General features: G+C 65.8%; 20 protein-coding genes. 17 read left to right on the top strand and 3 right to left on the bottom strand.

What is annotated here, in order from left to right:
- Positions 1-43 precede the first annotated feature (43 nt).
- From VNK82_04995 to VNK82_04985, 3 genes are read right to left on the bottom strand one after another with little or no spacing between them, the layout of a single operon-like run.
- Positions 44-529: a chemotaxis protein CheW gene (locus tag VNK82_04995; GenBank protein HXE90304.1), complete on the bottom strand. Its 486-nt coding sequence runs from the start codon at positions 527-529 to the stop codon at positions 44-46.
- Between the two features lie 15 nt (positions 530-544).
- Positions 545-2578: a methyl-accepting chemotaxis protein gene (locus tag VNK82_04990; protein HXE90303.1), complete on the bottom strand. Its 2034-nt coding sequence runs from the start codon at positions 2576-2578 to the stop codon at positions 545-547.
- Between the two features lie 25 nt (positions 2579-2603).
- On the bottom strand, positions 2604-2939 hold the full coding sequence (locus VNK82_04985; protein ID HXE90302.1) for an energy transducer TonB: 336 nt from the start codon (positions 2937-2939) through the stop codon (positions 2604-2606).
- Between the two features lie 340 nt (positions 2940-3279).
- Here VNK82_04985 and VNK82_04980 point away from each other — a divergent pair, with 340 nt between their 5' ends.
- From VNK82_04980 to VNK82_04900, 17 genes are all read left to right on the top strand, one after another.
- Entirely contained in the window at positions 3280-6660 is a 3381-nt protein-coding gene (locus VNK82_04980) for a PAS domain S-box protein (GenBank protein ID HXE90301.1), read from the top strand.
- Positions 6657-7049, top strand: a complete 393-nt coding sequence (locus VNK82_04975) for a response regulator (GenBank protein ID HXE90300.1) — start codon at positions 6657-6659, stop codon at positions 7047-7049. Before VNK82_04980 ends, VNK82_04975 begins: the two co-directional genes overlap by 4 nt.
- Before the next feature lie 27 nt (positions 7050-7076).
- Positions 7077-8459: a sigma-54 dependent transcriptional regulator gene (locus VNK82_04970; GenBank protein HXE90299.1), complete on the top strand. Its 1383-nt coding sequence runs from the start codon at positions 7077-7079 to the stop codon at positions 8457-8459.
- Positions 8460-8497: 38 nt separating this feature from the next.
- Positions 8498-8893, top strand: a complete 396-nt coding sequence (locus VNK82_04965; protein HXE90298.1) for a hypothetical protein — start codon at positions 8498-8500, stop codon at positions 8891-8893.
- Positions 8894-9267: 374 nt separating this feature from the next.
- A complete protein-coding gene (locus VNK82_04960) occupies positions 9268-9612 on the top strand; it encodes a hypothetical protein (protein HXE90297.1) in 345 nt (114 codons plus the stop codon).
- Positions 9609-11093, top strand: coding sequence for a hypothetical protein (locus VNK82_04955; protein ID HXE90296.1), 1485 nt, complete (start codon positions 9609-9611; stop codon positions 11091-11093). The genes VNK82_04960 and VNK82_04955 overlap by 4 nt, the downstream gene beginning before the upstream one ends.
- A complete protein-coding gene (locus tag VNK82_04950; protein HXE90295.1) occupies positions 11090-11773 on the top strand; it encodes a histidine kinase dimerization/phospho-acceptor domain-containing protein in 684 nt (227 codons plus the stop codon). The genes VNK82_04955 and VNK82_04950 overlap by 4 nt, the downstream gene beginning before the upstream one ends.
- A gap of 139 nt (positions 11774-11912) precedes the next feature.
- Positions 11913-12272, top strand: a complete 360-nt coding sequence (locus VNK82_04945) for a response regulator (GenBank protein HXE90294.1) — start codon at positions 11913-11915, stop codon at positions 12270-12272.
- Positions 12273-12277: 5 nt separating this feature from the next.
- On the top strand, positions 12278-12793 hold the full coding sequence (locus VNK82_04940; GenBank protein HXE90293.1) for a chemotaxis protein CheW: 516 nt from the start codon (positions 12278-12280) through the stop codon (positions 12791-12793).
- Positions 12794-12819: 26 nt separating this feature from the next.
- The gene (locus tag VNK82_04935) at positions 12820-14286 is read left to right on the top strand and encodes a HAMP domain-containing methyl-accepting chemotaxis protein (protein ID HXE90292.1); all 1467 of its coding nucleotides are present in this window, start codon (positions 12820-12822) and stop codon (positions 14284-14286) included.
- Positions 14287-14330: 44 nt separating this feature from the next.
- Positions 14331-15191 (top strand): protein-glutamate O-methyltransferase CheR, encoded by an 861-nt coding sequence (locus VNK82_04930; protein HXE90291.1) that lies wholly within the window; start codon positions 14331-14333, stop codon positions 15189-15191.
- A complete protein-coding gene (locus VNK82_04925; protein ID HXE90290.1) occupies positions 15188-18226 on the top strand; it encodes an Hpt domain-containing protein in 3039 nt (1012 codons plus the stop codon). The genes VNK82_04930 and VNK82_04925 overlap by 4 nt, the downstream gene beginning before the upstream one ends.
- Before the next feature lie 2 nt (positions 18227-18228).
- Complete coding sequence (locus tag VNK82_04920; GenBank protein ID HXE90289.1) at positions 18229-19362, top strand: chemotaxis response regulator protein-glutamate methylesterase; 1134 nt, start codon at positions 18229-18231, stop codon at positions 19360-19362.
- Positions 19359-19865, top strand: coding sequence for a chemotaxis protein CheW (locus VNK82_04915; GenBank protein HXE90288.1), 507 nt, complete (start codon positions 19359-19361; stop codon positions 19863-19865). Before VNK82_04920 ends, VNK82_04915 begins: the two co-directional genes overlap by 4 nt.
- The gene (locus tag VNK82_04910) at positions 19862-20287 is read left to right on the top strand and encodes a chemotaxis protein CheW (GenBank protein ID HXE90287.1); all 426 of its coding nucleotides are present in this window, start codon (positions 19862-19864) and stop codon (positions 20285-20287) included. Before VNK82_04915 ends, VNK82_04910 begins: the two co-directional genes overlap by 4 nt.
- Positions 20284-21063, top strand: a complete 780-nt coding sequence (locus tag VNK82_04905; protein HXE90286.1) for a DUF4388 domain-containing protein — start codon at positions 20284-20286, stop codon at positions 21061-21063. Before VNK82_04910 ends, VNK82_04905 begins: the two co-directional genes overlap by 4 nt.
- Entirely contained in the window at positions 21060-21875 is an 816-nt protein-coding gene (locus VNK82_04900) for a response regulator (protein HXE90285.1), read from the top strand. Before VNK82_04905 ends, VNK82_04900 begins: the two co-directional genes overlap by 4 nt.
- Positions 21876-22008 lie beyond the last annotated feature (133 nt).

Here is a 22008-nt window from a genome sequence, read left to right as displayed (position 1 = left end):
GGGTCTCGCTGATACCGATCTTGTTGTTCGCCGCTTTCCGCCTTCAGCGGGCTCCAGCGGGGACAGTGGCCGCTTCGGCGGCCTCCGCCAGTTGCCGCAGTTCACCGCGTTCCAGCACTCGCGCCAGGTCCACCAGGATCACCAGCCGACCATCGAGCTTGCCCACTCCGGTGACGTAGCTGCGCTCGCCTTCTTGGAACACACCGGGTGCCGGCTCGATCTCCGTTTCGGGAAGCTTCAGGACTTCGCTCGCGGCATCGACCACCAGCCCGACCATGCGGCCGTCCAGTTCCGCCACCAGGATGCGGTTCTTCTTGTGGGGGCGGACCTCGCGCTCGCCAAAGCGTTTCCGCAGATCCAGCACCGGAACGATGCGTCCGCGCAGGTTGATCACGCCCTCGACGCAACTGGGAGCATCGGGCACCGAGGTGATCTCGGGCACGCGCACGATCTCGTGCACCAGGTGGATGGGCACGCCGAACAGCTCACGCCCGACCCGGAATCCGACGATGTGCATCTCCCTGGCCATGACTTTTCCCTTCGCCTAGGAGCGCGACGCCGCGGCGTAGCGCGACGCCTCCGCCGGCTGGTACTCCCCCTTCGGTTTGCGCGCCATGCTCTTCCGCCCGTTGCCGTTGGGACCATGCCCGTTGCCGTTGCCGGTCTGGTGCGCGTCGATCGAGAAGCGGTCCATCACCTCCAGCAGCGCGCGCGACATGCGCGACATCTGCTCGGCCGAGGCCGCCAGTTCCGTGGAACCGGAGGTGGACTGACCCACCAGCTCGCGCATCTTTTCCATGGCTTTCATCACGCCGCGCGCGCCCGAGGCCTGTTCCTCCACCGAAGAATTGATCTCGTGCGTGATCTCGTTCAGGCGCGTGGTGGCTTTGGCGATCTGCGACGAGCCGTGCGACTGCTCGTTGGTGGCTGCGCCGATCTCCTGCGCGAACTTGTAGACCTCGGTGACCACGCTGGAGATGCGCTTCAGCGCCTGGTTCAGGTCGCCGCCCAGCGTCAGCCCGTCGTTCACGATGACGGTGGACTTTTCCATGTTCTCCACCGCCTTGCGGGCTTCCTTCTGGATGCTCTGGATGAGCTCGCTGATCTCCTTGGTGGATTGCGCCGATTTTTCCGCCAGCTTGCGGACTTCATCGGCGACTACGGCGAAGCCCAGCCCGTGCTCACCGGCGCGCGCCGCTTCGATGGCGGCGTTCAGCGCCAGCAGGTTGGTCTGCTCGGCTAGGTCGTCGATGACTTCGATGATCTTGCCGATGTCGTCGGCCCGGTTGCCGAGCACGCCGATGATCTCCGCCGAGGCATGGATGGAGCCGTTGATGCGGGTCAGCCCCTCGGTGGCTTTGTCCATGGTGGCGATGCCGTTCTGCACTTCCTCGCGCGAGCGCTGGGAGATGTCCAGCAGCACGCGGGCGGTGTCCGCCACGCGCTGGATGGAGGCCACCATCTGGTCGATGGATGCCGAGGTCTCGCTCACGCTCGAAGCCTGCATCTGCGTGTTCTTCACCATGTTCTGCACGTTGATGCTCATCTCGTGCATCGTGCTGGAGACTTCATCGATGGCGGATGACGCCTGCACGCTCACTTTGGCGGATTCTTCCGAGGCTTGCGCCACCTGCATGGCGCCGCTGGAGACCTGTGAGGCGCTGTCGCGCACGTCGCGCGCCAGCGAGCGCAGGCCCTCGATCATGGAACGGAAGGCATGGGCCAGGGTGTCTTTGGGCGAGCGTGGCTCGATCTCCACCGTCAGGTCGCCGCCTGCGATGCTTTCCGAGTGCTGCGCCATCTCGCGCAGGTACTCGACCATGCTGTTGAAGGTCTGGGCCAGTTCGCCGATCTCATCCGAACGCTCGATCTCCACTTTGTGGTCGAGGTCGCCGGAGTTGCCGATCTGGCGCGCCGCCGCGATCAACTGTCCCAGCGGCTGCACGATGGAGCGCGTGGTCACGTAGGCGATCCACAGCCCGCAGAGCATCGCCAGCATCGTGCCTACTGTAGTGGCGACTGTGGTGAACGTGGCCGCCGTGCGGCTCGATTTGTCCGATTCCTCCAGCGCCTTGTGCGCCGCCTGCCCGGCTTCCGCCAGCGGTTCGGTGGACTTGCGCAGCCACTCCCCAGGATCCAGTTGCAGGTAGAAGACCTGCAGGTCGGCCACGGTCATGTTGCCGGCATCCACTTCCTTGCGCTTTTCAATCAGGGGAGTGGCGAAGTTCGCCAGCCATTCGCGCTCCGCGTCGCGGAATCGCGTAAAGGCGGAGCGCTGCTGGTCGGAGTTGGATTTCTCCTCGGCTTGCTTCAGCAGGTCGGTCAGCCGCGCATATCCGCTCTGCACGGAGTCGGCCTCGCGCGTGTCGCCGCTCTGCAGATAGTTGGCCAGGTAGAGGCGGTTTTGCATCATCTGGAACTGGATGCTCTCCGCCAGCCGCATGGTCTCGACCGCCCGGGCCGCCGTGCGCCGGGCCGAGTGTTCCCACTGCACCGCCGCGATGTTCACCACCAGAAGCAACACGACGATCCCGAGGACCGCCCCGAAGCCCAGGTAAATCTTTCTGCCGATACTCATGACTGCGCCTCCGTGAGGGCTCGTCCTACTGGTTTGCGGGATTGAAGCGGAACTCGACGATGCTGGTGGTCTCTTCTCCCGCCGGTTCGTACTTCCACTGTTTCAGGGCGTCGACCGCCGCGTTGACCAGCAGCGGATGGCCGCCGATCACTTTCGTGGATTTGATCTCACCGCTGGGCGCCACCACCACCTCGACTTTTACCGAGCCGGCGACATTCATCTTCCGGGCCATGGCAGGGTAGGTCGGCTGCACGCGCGTCTTGACCTTGCGAGTGCTTTCGGTGTTCGGCTCGGCGGCCAGCGTGGAAATTCCAGCTACAGCCATCAGGGCGACCGCGGCAGCGCGCTTGAGAATGTTCATGGACACGAGGGACTCCTCCTGAAAAAAGTGAATGCCGAACCCAGGTATGCACGGGCGGTGCCAGTGTTGGACGGTTGTTGACAAGCGACAGCCGATTGCCCATAACATCCTGACTCGCCAGTCACTTATCGGCGTCCTGCACGGCCGATTGAGCAGCACTGTCGGTCGCCTCTCGCGTCTCATTCATGGCTCCGGCCGCCCCCTGCCATCTCAGCCTGAGACGAAATTGCCCATCGCCGTCTTTGCCCAATGTTGCTGTATCGGCACCCCTCGGTTTCTTTGCTTGACTCAAATTGAGATAGCGGATTACCGTGGCTTTGGCGTTGATCCGCTTGACCTTATGGGCAATCCCCGCAAGACCCTGGGTACCGCTGCGGCTGGCTTGGAAGAGGAGGGCAGGCTGCCGGCTGTGGCGGATGACGCCGAACTTCGCCGTGCCCGGGTCCTGGCCGAGTGTGCCCGCATTCTTAACTCCCGCGTAGATATCTCCGTCTCTCTGCGCGCCCTGGCTGGGGCAGTCGTCGATCTGAGTCGTGGCCGATTTGCCGTCCTGCTGCTGCGTGACGGCGACAGCCTCCGCCCGCTGGCCTCCGCTGCTGAAAGTCCCCAGCTTGCCCAAGCCATCACCGCTGCGTTCCAGCAGCACGACTGGAGCGCGGCGCAGGACCTGGTCTCGCGCGCCGGCGAGAGCGGCGAGCTGGTGACGGGCTCCCTCTCCTCCAGCAACGGCCTGGAAGAACTGCTGCCTTCGGGACAGGCGGTGGCGGTGCCCCTGCGCACTCCGCGCAGTTCCGGCGCCCTGCTGGTGGTCTCGCGTCCACGGCAGACCTTCGATGCCGCGCAGAAGGCGCTCATCAGCGCGCTGGCCAACACTTCCTCGCTGGCGCTGTCGAACGCAGAGTTGAGCGCCACCGTGAGCGCGCAGTCCGGCGAACTTCGTCAACTGGTGGAGATGGCTGCCGACCTCGGCGCGGCTGGCGGCATCCAGCGCAATCTGCCCGGATTCCTGGTTCGGGCCGCCGATTTTCTCGGCTTCGCCCGCGCCTTCGTTGCCGTTCGCGAGGGAGAAGCCTGCCACGTGCGCTGGCTGGCCGATGAAGGCCAGGGCCGCGAGGTTCACGTCGAGCTGCGGCCCCGGCTGGCGCAACGCGTCTTCGCCACCCGCGAGCCTTTCTGGTGTGACGACGCCAGCCAGGGACCCGAGACCGGGCTCACCGCTTCGCCAGCGTTCTCCGCGCGGCAATATCTGCTTGTTCCGCTGCCCGGGAACGACGGCGAGGTTCACGGCCTGTTCGCCCTGCTCGACCGCACCAGCGGCGGCATCATCACGCAGGAAGACGTCCGCCGCGCCTCGGCGCTGGCCGCCCAGCTCGCCATGGCGCTGGACTCGGCCGCCAACCTCCGCCTTTCCGAGCAGCACCGGCAGCGCGCCGAGAGCCTGATGGGTCTGGCCCGTGAGCTGAACTCCTCGTTCCGCCTGCCTGATTTCATCCGCAGTTTCACCGTGCGCTCAGCCGAGATGCTGGGTGCGCGCACCGCCGCCATGGCGCTCGCCCAAGGCAAGGCCCTCGAGGTCTCTTTCCTGAACGATCCTGCGGCCACGCATGACCGCGCGCTGCTGCGGCGTCTGGGCACCGTGCTCACGGACCTTGCCGCCGCGCGACCGCAGGCGGTGGTTTCCGGCGCGGCTTCCGAGCTGCTTACGCCCGCGGTCGCATCCTCGCTGGGCTGGACCGACCTGGCCGTTGCGCGCCTGGCGGGGCCGAAAGGCGAGTTGCTCGGCATGCTGTGCCTCGCCGAGCGCGGCCGCCCGCTTTCTGCTCCCGATCGCTCGCTGCTCGAAGCGCTGGCCGGCCACGCCGCCGTCGCGGTGGAGAATGCGCTCATGTTCTCCCGCATGGAGAACTCCAGCAAGCAGTGGACGGAGATCTTCGACGCCATCACCGACTTCATCGTCGTGCATGACGAGAACAACCGCATCCTGCGCGTGAATCGCACCCTGGCGGACTTCATCGGCGTGCACCCGGCGGAACTCATCGGCGTCACCATGCGCGCCCTGGTTTCCATCACGTCCGAGACCGGTTCCGGCCACCCCTGTCCCTTCTGCCGCTCCAGCGCCGAGGCCGGCGATGAATACATCCATCCCGCGCTGGAGCGGACCTACCTGATTTCCACCTCGCGCCTGCACGGGGAGCATGAAGAGGCGCTGCAGACCATCCACATCCTCAAGGACATCAGCGACCGCCGCGAGGCCGAGCGTCGCTACCGCGAGCTGTTCGATAACATCCAGGAAGGCCTGTTCTTCTCCACGCCCGAGGGCCGCTTCATCGAAGTCAACGACGCCCTGGTCCGCATGCTGGGCTACGCCAGCCGCGAGGAGCTGTTGCAGGTCGATATCCCCACGCAGCTCTACACCTCCTCCGGCCAGCGCCAGCGCTTCAGCGAAGCCATCGATCGCGCCGGCGTGCTGCGCAACTTCGAGGAGACGCTGCGCCGCAAGGACGGCTCGCTCATCCACACCCTGCAGAACGCCATCGCGGTGCGCGATCCGCAGGGCCGCGTGGTGCAGTACCGCGGCGTCATCCTCGACATCACCGAGCTCAAGACCTTCCAGTCGCAACTGCAGCGCGAGCGCGACTTCAACCGTAAGATCCTCAACAACACCCAGAGCATGATCATGGTGGTGGATACCGCCGGGCTCATCAGCTACGCCAACCGCCGCTGCTTCGAGGCCGGCGCCTACAAGGAAAACGACCTGCTCGGCCACCGCCTGGAGGAGTTCGTCGCCCCGCCGCGGCGCGCCCGCCTGGCGGAGGCCTTCGCCGCCACGCTTAACGGCCAGCAGGTGGATAATCTCGAGCTGCCCTTCCTGCGCGGCGACGGCGGCGCCGCCCAGTTCTCCGTTAACCTCAGCCCCATGCGCGACGACCAGGGCAACCCCACCAGCATCGTGGCCGTCATGACCGACGTCACCGACGCCGCCATGCTGCAGGCCAAGCTCCGCCATACCGAGAAGATGGCGGCCGTCGGCCAGTTGGTCAGCGGCGTGGCCCACGAGGTGAACAACCCGCTCACCGCCATCCTCGGCTTCGCGGAACTGCTGGCCGACCAGCCCGATGTTCCCGACTCCGCGCGCGGCGACCTGCGGCTCATCATCCAGGAGGCGCAGCGCACCAAGGTCATCGTGCAGAACCTGCTGAGCTTCGCCCGCCAGATGCCGCCGCAGCGCAAGCCCATGCAGGTGAACACCATCCTGCGGCGCACCCTGCAGCTCCGCTCCTACGACTTCTCCAGCCACGGCGTGGATGTCGTGGAGCACATCGAGGAGAACCTCCCCGACATCGTGGGCGATTCCCACCAGCTCCAGCAGGTGTTCCTTAACATACTCAACAACGCCTACGACGCCGTGCGTGAAACCGGCCGCCGCGGCCACATCGAGATCGAGACCGGCTGCGTGAACGGCTTCGTGGAAATCACCTTCCGCGACAACGGCAGCGGCATCGCTTACCCTGAGCGCATCTTCGATCCTTTCTTCACCACAAAAGAGGTCGGGAAGGGTACAGGCCTCGGCCTAAGCATCTGCTACGGCATCGTGCGCGAGCACGGCGGGGACATCACTTGCGCCAACAACACTACCCAGCCCGGCGCGTGGTTCAAGATCCGGCTGCCGGTCGTCGGCAGCCCGGAAGCCGCGGCCGCCGCCCTGAGGAGTGAAGCATGAGCGCGCCGCCGGTGCCCCAGGAACCCGTGCTGGTCATCGAAGATGAGCCTTCGGTCATGATGCTCATCCGTACTACGCTCGAGCGCAACGGCTATCGCGTGGTTCCAGCCAGCTCCGGTGTGGACGGCCTGCGCATGCTGGCCGGCGGCGTCTACCGGGGTATCATTACCGACATTCGGATGCCGGGGGGCGTCTCTGGCGCCGACGTCCACGCCTGGATCGCCGCCAACCGCCCCGACCTGGCCGCACGCATCATTTTCATTACCGGCGACGTCGTCAGCGAAGAGACTGCCAGCATGCTGGAGCGCACCGGCGCTCCCTGCGTGGAGAAGCCCTTTCGCGTCCACCAGCTTCTGGAAACGGTCCAGAAGGTGTTCGGTAAGGCCTGATGAGCGAGGTCCGGTGAGCCAGGTTCGATGAGTGAAGATTTCCCCATCCAGTTCCTGGTGGTGGATGACGAGGCCAGCATCCGCCGCCTGTGCATGACCATTGGCGCGTCCGTCGGCTTCGAATGTCACGAGGCGGAGACTGGGGAAGCGGGGCTCGCTCAACTCGAGTCCAACCCCGCCGATATTATTCTCTGCGACCTGCGCATGCCCAGGATGTCCGGCCTCGACTTCCTGCAACGCGCCAAGTCGGGATGGCCGGCCACCGAGATCGCCATCATGACCGGCTACGGCTCCATCGAGAGCGCCGTGCAGGCCATGAAGCTGGGCGCCTACGACTACATCACCAAGCCCTTCAACGTCGAGGAACTCAAGCTGTTCCTGCAGCGCATGGCGGAAAAAGTCCGCCTGGTGGCCGACAACCAGTTCCTCTCCGAGCGCGTCTCGGCCGACGCCGAGTTGTACGGCATTGTTGGCCGCTCCGGAAAAATCCAGGACGTGCTGCGGATGGTCTCGCGCCTCAAAGAGACCCGCACGCCGGTGCTCATCTCCGGTGAAAGCGGCACCGGCAAGGAGCTGGTGGCCCGCGCCATCCACTTCCGCGGCTCGCTCGCCAAGCGCGCCTTCGTTGCCGTGGATTGCGGCTCCCTGGTTCCCACCCTCATCGAGAGCGAACTTTTCGGCTACGAGAAAGGCGCTTTCACCGGTGCCATGAAGTCTAAAGAAGGTCTGTTCCAGTCGGCCAACGGCGGCACCATCTTCCTGGACGAGATCGGAGAGTTGCCGCTCGAGATGCAGGCCAAGCTGCTGCGCGTGTTACAGGAAAAAGAAGTGCGTCCGGTGGGCAGCAACCAGCGCGTCAAGGTGGACGTGCGCGTCATCGCCGCCACCAACCGCGACCTGGAGGCCGCCTACCGCGCCGGCACCTTCCGCAAGGACCTTTATTTCCGCCTGAACGTGGTCACCCTGCACGTGCCCGCGCTGCGCGAGCGCAAATCCGATATCCCCATGCTGGTGCAGTGGTTCCTGGAGCGCTATGCGCCCAACCAGCAGATCCCCGTCACCGACGCCGCCATGCAGGCCCTGCTGCGTTACGAATGGCCGGGCAACGTGCGCGAACTGGAAAACTGTATCGAGCGCGCCGTCGCCCTGGGCGACCAGCAGGTCATCGACGTCGGCGACCTGCCGCCCGCCCTGCGCCCCTCGAACGGCGCCTCGAACGGTGCCGTGCCCACAGAAAGCCACTCCACCGACCTGGAAGACCTGGAGCGCGCGACCATTCAGCGCGTCTTCGAGCAGGTGGGCGGCGACAAGGCACTGGCCGGCAAGATGCTCGGCATCAGCCGCGCCACGCTCTACCGCAAACTCAAGCGCTACAACATCCGCATGCCGGAAGGGGCGGCGGGAGAATAGTGGTGGTCGGTCAGAGGCCCGAATCTTCGAGGTGATCTTTGGAAGGCGACGACCAGCGTCCGAACCGGGCGTCAACCTACAGCCGTTCCCTGGAGCGCTTGGATGTCTACTTAGGCGTAGTCTGCACCTTCTCCTCCATGCTCACCATTGCCTACCTTTGGAACGGGCCGCCAACTGACCAGCACCTCAAGGCAGGCCTTGTCTCAACGACCGTCACACTGCTCTGCATTCTCTTCGCGCGCAGAAAGCTCCTCATGATCGGCGCTGCCATGGGCTTCATGGCGCTGCGCGGGCTGATGGGCGTAATGCTAAATAACCATCCCAAGGAGAGCCTCGCAATCGCCGCTGTCGCTGGGCTGGCAACGTTCTTCATTGCGAAGGCAGCCGACAAGAGATATGAACGAACCTCGGACGGGACGCCCACCCTGCGGTAACCACAATCGTGACCTTGCGTTCGACTCAATGAAGACTGCCTGAGATTAGGTTTCGAGAAAGACCGCTGTTCATAATGGTTACTCCTGAGATTCGTTTCAACCTGAGACGGGTCGTCCACCCACGCTCCCTTACCTCCACGTCTCCACTTCCTTCGAAATCAATAAGTTGCGGCCACAAGCTCCTGCGGAGGTCGTTTGGCCGCACCGTTGCTCTTAGCCCCAGTGCGAATCTTCACGCCATCGCAGCGGTCTCGCGCCCTTGTCCGGCCGGGACGGGTGAAGAAGGCACTAATCACGGAACTTGACCGCGGGCAGGCCGGGTCTCTGTCTGGCTCGGCCACGCAGCTCAAGCCGCGCGAGGCGTGAGGAAACACGTGTCCAACCAAGCCAAAGCTGTGTCTGCCCCCGAGCCCTTTGTCGCCAAGTTGGCCCGCTACTTTCCCGAGGCCGTCGGCGTCCACCTGCCGGTCGAGGTCACCGGCTACACGCCCGCGGGCGAGACCATCCACGAGCAGACCCTCATTGAGTTCGGCACTCCGCGCGAGGCCCTGTTCGCCTCCGCCCTGCCGCTGGAATTCGGCGACCTGGTGCGCCTGGAGAACTCCGACCGCTCGCTTGCCATCGACGCCGCGGTAGTGGCGGTGCAGTATCACAACGGCAAGCGCGCGGTGGCCGCCCGCTTCGCCCGACCTCTGCCCACTTGGATCATCAAGAAATGACCGCCGCTGCCACATCTTTCGCCGTGACCGCCGCCCAGTGGCGTGAAGCGCGCAGCATCTATCCGATTTACGCCGCGCTCACCCGCTACTTCGAGCTGGGCCTGGCGCCGCTGCCCGAGATGGAGTCGGCGCCGGAGCGCGTCAGCCCCAGGATCATGAGCGACGCCCTCCGCTGGCTCGACGACATGGACGAGCGCGTGAAGGTTTACCAGTTGCGCCAGTTCCTGCAGACCTCGCCGCTGGCTACCGAAGAAAGCCTGCGCGCGCTCATCCTTCGCCACCTCAACAAACAAACGAGATCGGATGCCGACCGCGACAAGCTCGACTTCCTGCTGGTGCAGTACTTCGTGCACACCGCACCCTCCGAGTTCCACGACCGCGACGTCACCGAAGACGAAGTGCGCGCCGTGCTCGCTCCGGTCTTGGGCGAAGTTCCGGCCGAGCCCAGCGAATGCTCTCCCGTCCTCGATGGACTTCTTGTGCGCATGCGCCAGTGCGGCGGACTCGGTGAACTCTTCGCCGCCGGCGTGCTCGACGAAGGCCGCCGCTGGAAATCCGACCTCGGCGAAGCCTACTACGAGCCTTTGACCCTCGTGGCCTTCACCCGCTTCAACTACCTGATGCGCGGCGCCTTCTTCCGCTTGATGCAGGCCGAGTTGCACGCCATCCGCATCGCCGCCGATGCCCTCGCGGCCCGCGGCGTGGAGAGTGTGGACTGCACCGTCTGCGGCCTGGCCGCCACCCAGTCTCTGGCTGATCTTCGCCGCCTGGCGCAGGAGTGGAAGAAGCCCTTTCAGGCTTCCTACGCGGCCGGTCGTCCCTTTGAGCAGTTGACGGCCATCCGGGAATGCCTGGAAAAGGCGCTTCAGCCGGCGGCCCCGGCCGAGCCTGTGGCCTGCGAGCCCGAAGCTGAAGTGCTCGAACTGGCAGAGGCCAAGACCGAAGCAGCCAAAGCCGAAGAGCCGACGGCAGCACAGCCGCAGACTGTCGAGGCCGCCGCCGATGCGCCGAAGCCGATTCAGCCCTCCCTCGCCGTGCTCGAAGTGGAGGAACCCACAGGTCCCGCCGACGTGGAAGCTTGTGTCGAAGCCATCGCGGAGCAACTCCTGGCGTCGCCTCGGCGTGCTTCCGCAGCCACCACAATCGTGCTGAACGGCTCGAAGGTCCTGCTTTCCACCTGGGAAGTGGCCAGCTTCGTCCAGGGTGGCGACGAGATCTCGGACGCGTTGCAGCGCGCCGTGGCCGCGCGTTCCTGGCTGTTCGAGGCCATGGATCGCGCCAAGCGCACCGGCCGGCCGCTTTACCTGAATGGCCGCCTCACGGCGGCGCAGGCCGAAGCCGCCAGCCTGGCCGACTGGACTGAAAAAGCCAGGCAGGCCAAGAACGTCGACGCCGCCGTGAACCTCGCCGCCACCGCCAAGCGCCTGCAAGTGCTGATTGAAGAAGCCACCCGGCTGGCTTCCGGCGGAGGTGCGCAGTGAGCCACTCGAGCGTCCTGATCATCTCCGACGACGTGGAATTCGCGCACACCATCATGGGCCGCTGGCAGGTGGAGCGCAACGTGCCCGCCTTCACCCTGATGAGCAGCGATTCCTGGTGCGAGAAGCACGCCGGCGACTATGCCCTCGGCATCCTGGGCCAGGTCCGCGGCAATCGCGCCAGCGTGATGCTCGGGATGCTGGACTCTTCTCCCATCCCCACCATCTACGTGGCTGCGGACGGTTCACGCGCCGCCGCTCTGCGCTCCAGCCACAGCCGCCTGCACATCGTCAGCGCCTACGACGGCTGGGCCGATTTCGTCGTCCAACTCGGCGGTGAGATCCTGCGCCGCGTGGATGCCGATTCCCGCGCCCGCGAAGCCGAGCAGGAAGCCGCCGCCGCCAAACGTAACGCCATGCTCGGCCGCTACATGCTGGAGATGCGCCACGGCCTGAACAACGCCCTAACCTCCATTCTGGGCCACGCCGAACTGATGCTGCTGGAGCCCGGCACGCTGTCCGGTCACGAACGCGACCAACTCGAAACCATCCATTCCATGGCGGTGCGGCTGCACGAGATCATGCAGCGCTTCACCTCGCTGGAGACGGAACTGAAGTTCGCTGAGAAAAAGTCTCAGCCTGAGACCAGATTCCGCACCTCCTCGCTCGTCTCAGTACAGTGAGACGGGCGATTGGCCTCCCCCTAACTCACTGTGGTAGTGAGTCTTAGAGGAATTCCCCGCTGCCGCCCTCCCTCGCCTCCCGCCTTGGCGTTGCGATTGCTTCCTTCCTTCCCGGGAACCCCCCGAGAGAAGTGTGGCCGTGAGAAAGATTCTGATTGTGGACGACTCGCAGGCGGAAGCCCGGCTGATCCAGGCCGTCCTGAAGGATGCCGGCTACTGGCCGGTGGCTGTGCATGAGCCTGGCCGCGTCGAGCAGATGATCGAGGTCGAGCGCCCGGTGCTGATCCTTCTGGACGTCGTGATGCCCCATCGCAACGGCTTCCAGGTTTGCCGGGAACTGAAGAACCACGCGGAGTACGCGCGCATCCCGGTGGTGATGGTCACCTCGAAGAACACGCCCAGCGATCGTTTCTGGGCGGAGCAGCAGGGTGCCGATGCATTCATCGGCAAGCCCTTCAGCCGCGAAGAGCTGCTGAAGACCGTGGAGAGATTCGTTTGACGAACATGCCGGAAGAGACACAGCTCGAACCGCTGGCGCCGGAAGCGGAAAGCGCCGAGGCCGCGCCGCCGGAAGAGCGGCTGCCGGAGCGCCAGTACTGCGTGTTCCGCGCCGGGCGCGAGCGCTTCTGCCTTTCCGTGCTGGACGTGGAGGAAGTCGTCGAGTGGGGCCCGGTGACGCGCATGCCGCTGGCTCCGCCGTTCCTGATGGGGATTTTCAATCTGCGCGGCGCCATCGTACCGGTGATCGACATTGCCTTCACCGAAGGGCGGCGCGCGGATCTGCCGCCGCGGCACGTGGTGGTGGCGGCCCAGCCGGGCGACGCGGAGCGCGAAGACCTGCGCCTGGGCATTGCCGCCGACGAAGTCATCGGCACCTTCACCACCACCGATCCGCTGCTGGTGAAGGAAGCGCCGCGTGAGGTGCCGCACTGCTGCGGCATGCTGCGGCATGAGGATCGTTTGGCCCTGGCCCTGGACCTGCGCCGCCTGGTGGCGGCCTTTCCTGTGCCGGTGATCTGACAGAGTTCGCTGTTTCGGAGGCTGCTATGAAAGGTCGCTTGAGTTCGACGCTGGCCCTCGTGGTCGCGCTGAATCTGGCCGCGCTGTTCGCGGTGCTGCTGTTCGCGTTCGGCGCCGGCTCGAAGTCCGCCGGACTTTCCATCGCGGATTTCACCCGCATGGAGTCCACGGCCGGGTTCCAGTTGCTGGCCGCGTTCGCCATCGCCGTCGCCGCGAGCATCGGTCTGTGGGTAGCGCTCTCCGCCAAGATCGGGACGCCGGTGCAGACGCTCTCGGAGTTCTCCGAGCGTCTGGCCTCCGGCGACTACCGCACTCGCATCGCGCTGGAAAGCGACGACGACTTCGGCTACATCGCCATGAACGTGCAGCGCGTGGCCGACAAGGTGGCCCGCGCTTCCCAGAACCAGGAAGCGCAGGAAAACCTGCAGCGCAGCGTGACCGAGTTCCTCACCATCACCAGCCAGATCTCGCGCGGCGACCTCACCCTGCGCGGCAAGGTGACCAACGACGCTCTCGGCAACGTGGTGGATTCGGTGAACTTCATGCTCGATAACTTCGCCCGCGTGCTCGAGCGCGTGCGCAAGGCCGCCATCGACGTTTCCGCCAGCGCCAACCAGATCCTGGTGGCCTCGGAGGAAATGGCCTCCGGCGCCACGCAGCAGGACCAGGAGATCACCAACACCTCCTCGGCCGTCGAAGAGCTGACCGTCTCCATGAAGCAGGTGTCGAACAACGCCGAAGCCAGCGCCGAAGCGGCGCGCCGCGCGCTCGACGCCGCCGAGCAGGGCAACCGCTCAGTGCGCGACACGCTGGAAGGCATGCAGCGCATCCGCGCTTCCGTGCAGGCCACGGCGAAGAAGATCAAGTCGCTGGGCGACCGCTCGCTGGAGATCAGCGAGATCATCAACGTCATCAACGACATTACCGAGCAGACCAACCTGCTGGCGCTGAACGCCGCCATCGAAGCGGCGCGCGCCGGTGAGGCCGGGCGCGGCTTTGCCGTGGTCGCCGACGAAGTGCGCAAGCTGGCCGAGCACTCCCGCGCCGCCACTAAAGACATTGCCGCTCTCATCAAGGCCATCCAGGCGGAGACCAACGAAGCCGTGGTGGTGATGGAGGAAGGCACCAAGGAAGTGGAAGTCGGCGCCCGCCTGGCCGATCAGGCCGGCAAGGCGCTGGAAGCCATCTCCAGCGTGGTGCGCCAGTCGGCGGAGCTGGTGCAGGAGATCTCGCTGGCCTCCAAGCAGCAGGTGCGGGGCACGGAAGGCGTGGCCAACGCCATGCAGATCATCTCCAGCATCACCCGGCAGACTGCGCAGGGCGCGCGCCAGACGGCCTCCACCGTCGAGCAGATGGTGAAGCTCTCCGAGCAGTTGAACGAGGCGCTTTCCCAGTTCCGCATCAGCACCTCCGCTCCGGCGCTCCCTCCCGCCAACGGGAACGGACACGGCAACGGCAATGCGCGCGCGGAAATGGCGGTCGCGCGCCGGTAACCGACAACCAGCGGGGCCGCTTCGGTCCCTGAGGAAGCAAGGTGATGAACGCAGCGCTCACCGGGCATGAAATGGCGGAAATCCGCGCCCTCATCGAGGCGCGCTCGGGAATCCTCTTCGACGATTCCCGCGAGCGCTTCTTCTCCACCCGCGTGCGCGAGCACATCGAGCGCAAGCAGCTCGGCGGAACCGCGGAGCTGGTGCGCCTGCTGCGCTCCTCCAACGTCGAATACGACGCCTTCCTCGAAGGCCTGCTCACGCAGGAGACGACGTTCTTCCGCTATCCCGCGGTCTACGAAGCGCTGCACACGCGCGTGCTTCCGGAGATCCGCAACCGCAAGTTCTGGCACAACCCGCGCACCCTTCGCATCTGGAGCGCGGGATGCGCTTCCGGCGAAGAGCCCTACTCCATCGCCCTCACCCTGGCCGAGACGCTGCCCTTCGCGGAGGCGTGGGACATCAAACTGCTGGCCACGGATATCAGTAAACGCGCGCTGGAGTTCGCCGAGCGCGGCGTCTACGGCGCTCGCAGCCTGGCCAACGTGGACCTGGGCCGCCGCGAGAACTATTTCACCCGGGTGGGCGAGCAGTTCCGGGTGAAGCCGCGCCTGCGCAGCATGATCAGCTTCGCGCCCTTGAACCTGGCGCAGCCCGTCTATATGGGGCGCTTCGACTGCATCTTCTGCATGAACGTTCTGATCTATTTTTCCGAAGCGCGCCGCGCCGAGCTCATCCATCGCTTCCACGATTCGCTCGAGCCCGGCGGCTACCTCTTCCTGGGCCACGCTGAGTTCATCTCCCGCGCTACGGTGAAGCTGGAGACCATCGTCCACCGCGACTGCCGCATCTACCGCAAGCCTGTCGAGCCCGCGCGCTCCGCCGCGACCACGGAGGGCAGGGCATGAGCCCCAACCAGGAATTCGTCGAGGTCTTCCTCACCGAAGCCTCCGAGCACCTGCAGTTCCTGCGCGAGTACTCCGGCATCCTGCAGGACCCGTACCCGTCGGCCAGCGACATGGAGCGCCTCCATGCCGCGGCCCACACCTTGGCCGGCGCTTCCGCCATGTACGGCTACCCGCACTTCTCGGAAGTTGCAGGCAAGCTGGCCCACATTTTCCAGTACGCCATGAACGCCTCCGTCACGCCGGAGGCCGCCGCTCCGCTGGTGGAGTTCATCTCCGAAGCCGTCTCCGTCCTGGAGTCGGACCTGCTCTTCATCAGCAACGACGCCGTCGAGGCGGAAGAAGAGATCGCCGCCTTCAAGCAGAAGTTTCCTTTCGCCTTCCAGGCGAACGCCGCTGAATCGTGGTCGGAACCGGTTGCGAGCGAAGCCGGCGAGCCGGCGCCTGCTGCGCAAGAGTCCGGTACGCCGGCCGCCGTCGCCGGCTTCGAGGATTTGCCTCCGGATGGCGAGGTGCCCGACGAGATCCTCGAATTCTTCGTTCCGGAGGCGGAAGAGCACCTGCAGGTGGTGACTGAGTGCCTGCTCGCCCTGGAAGCGAATCCCAACGCGGAAGACATCCACCGGCTGTTCCGCGCGATCCACACGGTGAAAGGTTCGGCGGCACAGGTTGGCCTGCACCGCATCGCCCGTGTGGCGCATCGCGCCGAAGATCTGGTAGGACGCCTGCGCGACGGCGAACTCGGCCCCAGCGCCGAGATCGTCGATATCTGCCTGGAGGCGGTGGATACCCTCAAGAAATTCCTCTATCGCCAGTGGCCGGACGAAGCCACGCTGCAGCCGGCGGTGAAGTCCTTGCTCGCGCGCATCGCCCGGCTGGCTCCCGAGCAGGACGACTCCGCCCCGGCCTTCCCGTTGGAAAGCGGTTCCGGCGCCGAGGAAGACGTAGTCGAACAGGGAAGCGCGCCGCCGGTTACGGCCATTGAGTCGCTGCCTGCGGAGTCTGTCGTCGAAGTCCCTCCGGCAGAAGCGGAAGCCGAGCCTGTTCTGGCGGGCAAGAAGGAACTGGCGGCCATGCCACAGTCCCGGTCGGTGCGCATTGCGCTGGAACGCCTGGACCGCATGATGAACGCGGTCGGCGAGCTGGTGATTAACCGCACCCGCATGATGGGCCGCGTCGCCGAACTGGAGCGTTTGGCCGACGTCCTGAACTTTTCCAAGGCCCGCATGTCGGAGAAGGTATCCGAGTTCACGGAAAAGCACGAGTTCAGCCGGCTGCCCGGCTCCAGTCCTGCGCCCTTCAACCCCCAGCTCTATCGCGCCGCTCTTTCCGGCTATTCCCACGCGCTCGATGACGGTCCCGCCGAATTCACCGAGCTGGAGATGGACCGCTACGACGACTTCAACATCCTTTCCCGCTCGCTGACCGAGATTTCGGCCGATATCACCGAGGTGCTCACGCAGCTCGACGGCTTCGTGCGCCGCGTGGATACCGACATCGACGAGTTCAGCAAGCTGGCCCACCGCCTGCAGGACGAGATCACCCAGGCGCGCATGGTGCCCATCGGCAACCTCTACACGCGCATTTCGCGCACGGTGCGCGACGCCGCCAAGGCCGCCGGCAAGCAGGTGGACCTGCAGCTGGCGGGCGCGGAAACCGAACTCGACAACAACATCATCCAGCAGATCTCCGATCCGCTCATCCACCTGGTGCGCAACGCGGTGGCCCACGGCCTGGAGCGCTCGGAAGACCGCTATCTGGCGGGCAAGCCCGACGCCGGCACGGTCGCGGTGCGCGCCTACCATCGCGGGAACCACGTCTACATCGAGGTCGAGGACGACGGCCGTGGCATCGATTACGAAAAAGTCCGCAACACCGCCGTCGAAGCCAGCCTGGTCACGCCCGAGGATGCGGCTTCCATGGCGGAGCACGACCTGCTGGAGTTCCTGTTCCACCCCGGTTTCTCCACCGCGCCGCGCAAGACCGAACTTGCCGGACGCGGCGTCGGCCTGGACGTGGTGCGCGCTAACCTGGCGGCGCTCAACGGCGAAGTCGAGATCGACACCCAGTTGGGCCGTGGCACCCGCTTCACCCTGAAGGTACCGCTCACGCTCATCATCTCCCAGGCGCTGTTCGTGCGCTGCGGCGCGCACAGCTTCGCCTTGCCGCTGGCGTTCGTGGAAGAGATCCGCCGCCTGAATCAATCCGACATCGAGGAAGTGGGAGGGAAGCTGCTCACCCGCGTGCGCGACGTGGTCACGGAGATCGTCCGCCTCGACCAGCAACTGGGCCTGGAGCCCGTCGAGCCGGTCAACGGCTGGTACCGCATGGTCATCGTGAACGTCGGCGGCCGCCAGGTGGGCATCGTGGTCGAGGAAGTCCTGCGCAAGGACGAGATTGTTATCAAAAGTTTGGGCGAGTACCTGCGAAACGCCAAGCTGTTCCCCGGAGCCACCATCGCGCCCGACGGCAGCCTGATCCTGCTCATCGACGTGAACCGTCTGGTGGCGGGCGAAGGCATCGAGCGCCGGCCGCTGATGGCCGCCGCCACGGTAGCCCGCGTGTTCGCGCCGGGCGCGGCGGCCGTGGCCGCCGGCACCCTGCCCGCCGCCGTCGTGGACGCCGTTCCCCAGGACAAGGTGGTGGTGCTCGCCGACGATTCCATCAGCGTGCGCAAGTTCGTGGGCCGGATGCTGGAAAAAGCCGGCTACCGCGTGCGGCTCGCGTCGGATGGACTGGAGGCTCTCGAGATCGTCACCCAGTCACGCTGCGACCTGGTCGTGACCGATCTCGAGATGCCTCGCACGAATGGATACGAACTCATGGCGCACCTGCGCCAGGATGCCGCCACCGCCGCCCTGCCCGTGATGGTGGTCACTTCCCGCGCGGGCGCCAAGCATCGCGACCGCGCCCTCAAGGAAGGGGCCGTCGCCTTCCTCACCAAGCCGGTGCAGGAGGATGTGCTCCTGGCGGAGGTCGGGCGCCTCATCGGGCCCGGGCAGAAGTCCGCCTCCCCCGCCGTGGAGGTTCTGTCGTAGTCATGCAGGGACTGGGCAAAATCCGGGTGCTGGTCGTCGATGATTCGGCCTTCATGCGCAAGGTTCTGACCAGCCTGATCAACGCCGACCCGCAGTTGATGGTAGTGGGCGAGGCCCGCGACGGACGTGACGCCGTCTCCCAGGCCGAGTCGCTCAAGCCCGACGTCATCACCATGGACATCAACATGCCGCACATGGATGGCTTGCAGGCCACCGAGCTCATCATGGGCTCCAATCCGCGGCCCATTGTCATCGTCAGTTCGGAGTCGCGCGAAGGCGCCGAGCCCACGCTCAAGGCGCTGGAGCTGGGCGCCATCGATTTCGTCGCCAAGCCTTCCGGCGGCGTCGATCTCGATATGACCGTGGTCCGCGAAGAGCTGTGCCGCAAGCTGCGCCTGGCCGCCAAGGTGCGCGTGGTGCGCACCGCCACCCGCTCGCGTCTGGGACAGGAGATCGCCACCTCTGCGCCCCGCACCGAACCCGCTCCCAAGCCTCCGGTTTCGACCGGACGCTTCGCCAGCGCCGCCTCGGCCGCGAACGGCCGTTTTCCGCTCGTGGTCGTCGCCTGCTCGACCGGCGGTCCCGCCACGCTCATGAAGCTTTTCCCGGCGTTCCCCAAGGATTTCCCCGGCGCGGTGCTGGTGGCCCAGCACATGCCCGGCAACTTCACGGCGCAGTTCAGCCAGCAGCTCGCCGAAACCTGCGCCATCCGCGTCAAGGAAGCCGAGCCGGGCGAGATCGTCAAGCCTGGCACCATTTACATCTGTCCCGGCACGCATCACATGCGGATTTCCGCCACCGGCCGCATCCAGCTCGACGATGGCCCGCGCATCTCCGGCTACCGCCCGTGCGCTGACGTCACCCTGGAAACCGCCGCCGCCCACGCCGGTCCCTTGACCGTGGGTGTGGTGATGACGGGCATGGGCAATGACGGCTCGCGCGGCATCCTGGCCGTCAAGCAGGCCGGCGGACACGTCATCGCCCAGGACGAGGCCAGTTCCGTCATCTTCGGCATGCCGGCCGAGGCCATCAAGACCGGCGCCGTGGACCAGGTGGCCCCGCTCGACGACATCTACGCCGCCATCGAAAAACGCCTGCTCTACGTCTTCGGCGCGCAGAAGGTGGGTGCGCTGTGAGGATTGCGCACAAGGAAACGCGTCGCTCGCGCTCGCGCCGCAGCGAACCCGTCATCCTGTTCGCGGTCGGCCCGGCCACCTTTGCCATCGCGGCCCAGGCCGTGGATGAGATTCGCTCCACCCAGGGCCTGTGCCCGCTGGAACTGCCTGCGGGCCAGGGCCACCTGGCGAAGGTCCGTTACACGCTGGAGCGCGGCTCGCGCACTCTGTACGTGGTGGATGTGGCCCGCCACTTCCGTGCGGGCGAGGCGGCGCCCAACCGCGTCCTTCTGCTGCGCGACATGCCCGTGGCCCTGCTGGTCGCCGGCGTGGATCGCATGACCGAAATCGTTTCCGTGCGCGCCCTGCCGCGCGCCTTCCGCGGTGACGAGCGTCGCTGGTACCGCGGCCTGGCCCTGATCGCCGAGCAGGTGGTTCCAGTGGTGAATCCGGAATCCTTCCTCACCAAGGCGGAGCAGATGGTGCTGGGTTCCGCGCTCGAATGGGAGATGGCATCCGCATGAGGCCGGCCGAGCACAAGTCATACGTCCTGTTCCCGCTGGGGAAAAAGCGCTTCGCGCTGCCCGCGGAGACGGTGAGCGAACTGGCGCGTCCCGATCGACTGCAGGAGTTTCCGCATACCACGCCGCTGCTGGCCGGCGTGCTGGTGCGCCGCGGCCGCATCCTGCCGGTGTTCGACATTGCTCAGGTGCTGGCGCCAACCGCCGTGCCGCGCCGCTTCTACCTGATCGCCAACCGCTGGATCGAAGGCGCGAGCGAAAGCGCCGCCATCCCGGTCTCCGGCGAGTGCGAACTCGCCAGTCTTGCCATGATCCCGCCCGCCGGCCGCCTTCCCAGCTACGTCACCGCTTTGCTGCCGTTGAAGGAAGAGCTGGTGGAGGTCCTCGACCTGGAGGCGCTGGCCGCCACGGAGGAATCGCGATGAGTACCCCGGCCATCGACACCGCCCCCCGCGTGCTGCTCATTGACAGCAACGTGTTCTTCGCGCGCCGCCTCTCGGACGCTCTCAAGCACGAGGGCCTGGAGGTGGTGCACAGCACCCAGTCCGCGTACGCGCTGACCATGCTGGAGTGGAATCCGCCCACGGCCATCCTCTGCGCCACCAATCTGCGCGAGCTGGGCGCGTACGAGATTCCGCGCATCCTCAATGGCGACGCGAAGACGGCCAACATTCCCATCATCGCCATGGGCGACGGCGGCGACCAGGCCCTGATGGAAGCTTTCCGCGCCGGGTGCGACGACTACGTCGATCGCCGCCTGGGCCCGGAGACCATCGCCAGCCACGTCCGCGCCTTCCTGCGCAGCCATCACGAGGGTTTCCAGCCGACGCAGATGCTGGAGCAGACCGAGACCGCGCTCAGCGGCAACCTGCAGCATCTCGACCTTCCGGGCGTGGTGCAGATGCTCATGCACTCGCGTCAGACCGGCGCCCTGCACATCAACGCCGGTTCCACCGATGGTGTGCTCTTCATCGATGGCGGCGAGATCAGCCATGCCGAGGTCGGCGAGATGGTCGGCGACGACGCCGTCGTCTTCATCGTCAAGAACTGCAACGGCGGCGCCGATGGCGTCTACAAGTTCGTTCCGGGAGCCACGGCCGGCACTCGCACCGTGCTCAAGTCGGCTACCGAGCTCATGCTCGACGCCCTGCGCGAGGTCGATGAAGACCAGCAGGGCGCCGCCACAGGAGGCGCCCAATGAGCGACTTCGCTTCCACCTTTGCCGGGATGCAGGGAACTCCGCCGCGCGAATCCGTCGCCGCGGAGACGCCCACCGTCCTTTTCATTGATGACAGCGCCACCATGCGCGAGGTCATCAAGGTCGCTTTCCGCCGCGAGAACATCCAGGTCATCGCCTGCCACGACGCGGCCAGCGCCTTCGCCCAGATCGAGCAGACGCATCCCGATGTCGTCATCTCCGATGTCATCATGCCCGACAAGGACGGCTACGAAGTGTGCGAGCACATCCGGAATCACCCCGCCCTGAGCAAAACTCCCGTGATCTTGATGAGCGGGGTTGTTAACAAAGCAGTGGCGGAAAAAGCGTTTGCCGTGAAGGCGGATGAACTGATTCGCAAACCGTTCCAGCCGCAGGATCTGATCACGCGCGTGAAGCATCTGCTGCATCCGGCGGCGCCCGCGCCCCAGCCGGTTTCGGCCGTGGCCGCCAACGCCGCGCTGAGCAGCATCTTCTCCGGGCAGCCCGGCAACGGAACCAATGGCGGCAACGGGAAGCAGCCGGCCTCGGCAAGAAGCGCGGCTTCGCCAGCCGCGACGGCGCAGCTGTCATATGCTCCAGCCGCGCCTGCGCCGCGCGCAACCGCGCCTATGGCCCAGCCCGCTACGCCGCGGGCGGCGGCTGCGGCGCCGGCTTCGGGCGACGTCGCTAGGTTGCGCATGGAGATTCTGCGCCTCGAAGGTTTGGTCCGAAAGTTGCAAGCTGAATTGGAAGCCGAGCGCGAGTACTCCCGCGCCCTGGAAGCGCACTTCAAGACGTTGCAGGGAGGGGAATAGATCTCGCTTTGTAATCCCGAGCGTAGCGAGGGATCCCTACCCTGTCCACGGAATAGGGGGAGAGCAGCAGGGCACGACTTGCAACCGTGTCGAAAGGCAACGACAAGATTGTCGGGGTTTAGCCCCGGCCCAG

The sequence above is a fragment of the Terriglobales bacterium genome (genome assembly GCA_035573675.1).
Classification (GTDB): Bacteria; Acidobacteriota; Terriglobia; order Terriglobales; family Acidobacteriaceae; genus DATMAB01.
Note: the sequence above shows the minus strand (reverse complement) of the source record. Positions and strands in the feature narration are given on the sequence as shown.

What these genes read in the sequence shown, in the direction of transcription:
- VNK82_04985 (HXE90302.1), bottom strand. Translation starts at nt 2,939, where the DNA reads ATGAACATTCTCAAGCGCGCTGCCGCGGTCGCCCTGATGGCTGTAGCT.
- VNK82_04900 (HXE90285.1), top strand. Translation starts at nt 21,060, where the DNA reads ATGAGCGACTTCGCTTCCACCTTTGCCGGGATGCAGGGAACTCCGCCG.
- VNK82_04975 (HXE90300.1), top strand. Translation starts at nt 6,657, where the DNA reads ATGAGCGCGCCGCCGGTGCCCCAGGAACCCGTGCTGGTCATCGAAGAT.
- VNK82_04920 (HXE90289.1), top strand. Translation starts at nt 18,229, where the DNA reads ATGCAGGGACTGGGCAAAATCCGGGTGCTGGTCGTCGATGATTCGGCC.
- VNK82_04905 (HXE90286.1), top strand. Translation starts at nt 20,284, where the DNA reads ATGAGTACCCCGGCCATCGACACCGCCCCCCGCGTGCTGCTCATTGAC.
- VNK82_04925 (HXE90290.1), top strand. Translation starts at nt 15,188, where the DNA reads ATGAGCCCCAACCAGGAATTCGTCGAGGTCTTCCTCACCGAAGCCTCC.
- VNK82_04940 (HXE90293.1), top strand. Translation starts at nt 12,278, where the DNA reads ATGCCGGAAGAGACACAGCTCGAACCGCTGGCGCCGGAAGCGGAAAGC.
- VNK82_04980 (HXE90301.1), top strand. Translation starts at nt 3,280, where the DNA reads ATGGGCAATCCCCGCAAGACCCTGGGTACCGCTGCGGCTGGCTTGGAA.
- VNK82_04995 (HXE90304.1), bottom strand. Translation starts at nt 529, where the DNA reads ATGGCCAGGGAGATGCACATCGTCGGATTCCGGGTCGGGCGTGAGCTG.
- VNK82_04935 (HXE90292.1), top strand. Translation starts at nt 12,820, where the DNA reads ATGAAAGGTCGCTTGAGTTCGACGCTGGCCCTCGTGGTCGCGCTGAAT.
- VNK82_04930 (HXE90291.1), top strand. Translation starts at nt 14,331, where the DNA reads ATGAACGCAGCGCTCACCGGGCATGAAATGGCGGAAATCCGCGCCCTC.
- VNK82_04990 (HXE90303.1), bottom strand. Translation starts at nt 2,578, where the DNA reads ATGAGTATCGGCAGAAAGATTTACCTGGGCTTCGGGGCGGTCCTCGGG.
- VNK82_04955 (HXE90296.1), top strand. Translation starts at nt 9,609, where the DNA reads ATGACCGCCGCTGCCACATCTTTCGCCGTGACCGCCGCCCAGTGGCGT.
- VNK82_04910 (HXE90287.1), top strand. Translation starts at nt 19,862, where the DNA reads ATGAGGCCGGCCGAGCACAAGTCATACGTCCTGTTCCCGCTGGGGAAA.
- VNK82_04970 (HXE90299.1), top strand. Translation starts at nt 7,077, where the DNA reads ATGAGTGAAGATTTCCCCATCCAGTTCCTGGTGGTGGATGACGAGGCC.